Below are 380 nucleotides of genomic sequence, written 5' to 3' on the forward strand. Positions count from 1 at the left end.
TTTAAAGGGTATTATATTTTATTGGTGGACCAGTTTTCAATTAATATGGTGGTACAGTTTTAAGTTAACACAAACATGTTTACCACTTTTATCATTTCTATGTTTCTTTCTTGCCGTTTTGTTCCCTTGATTACAGAACCATTCATCTGAATCTTTATTATAACCAAATCTTTCTTCATCTATCTTATAGGCCATTTCACTTACTGGAATATAGGGTGTTGAGTCTATTTCCTTTACTTTATCCAATATGGGCTTTTTGAAATATGCCTTATCTCCATACACTTCTTTTATCTCTAGTCCAGATTTCTTAGTTAATTCAATCAATTCATTAAATCTTGTACCATCAACATATGCTCCATCAGCTACTGTAATGGCTGTAA

General features: G+C 31.3%; 1 pseudogene. It reads right to left on the reverse strand.

The annotated features are described in order from the left end of the window. Positions 1-93: 93 nt before the first annotated feature. Positions 94-380, reverse strand: a pseudogene (locus tag ACOEN1_RS13520) (IS5/IS1182 family transposase); the annotation flags it as partial.

The sequence above is a fragment of the Gudongella sp. DL1XJH-153 genome (assembly GCF_049310905.1).
Classification (GTDB): domain Bacteria; phylum Bacillota; class Clostridia; order Tissierellales; family Tissierellaceae; genus Gudongella.